Raw genomic sequence first — 232 nt, 5'->3', positions numbered from 1 at the left:
CGGTCTGGGAATCACCGGCGAACGACGGCCGCGTGATCTTGCCGCCCTCGATGACCGGGGTCACCCCGGCGCCGTAGTCACCGATCGAGAGCGCCAGCGCCGGCGCCGGACCCGGCGCGGGGTTCTGCGACACCGCTGCCACCCGGCCACCATCCGCCGAGAGATCCGCCGAGACCAGGTTGCGGGTCTCGCCCAGGGTGCCCGGAACCGGGGTCAGCTCGTTGTCCGCGAC

At 73.3% G+C, this 232-nt stretch carries 1 protein-coding gene; it reads right to left on the bottom strand.

Annotated elements, in window-relative coordinates; all coding sequences use genetic code 11:
- Positions 1–232 (bottom strand): LpqB family beta-propeller domain-containing protein (locus tag SB754_RS23180; protein ID WP_410784586.1); only part of this gene is annotated, 232 nt, incomplete at both ends.

The organism is Leifsonia sp. SIMBA_070 (assembly GCF_046534635.1).
In the GTDB taxonomy this organism is placed as follows: domain Bacteria; phylum Actinomycetota; class Actinomycetes; order Actinomycetales; family Microbacteriaceae; genus Leifsonia.
The sequence above is the reverse complement of the archived record's forward strand: the minus strand, read 5'-3'. Positions and strand labels throughout refer to the sequence as shown.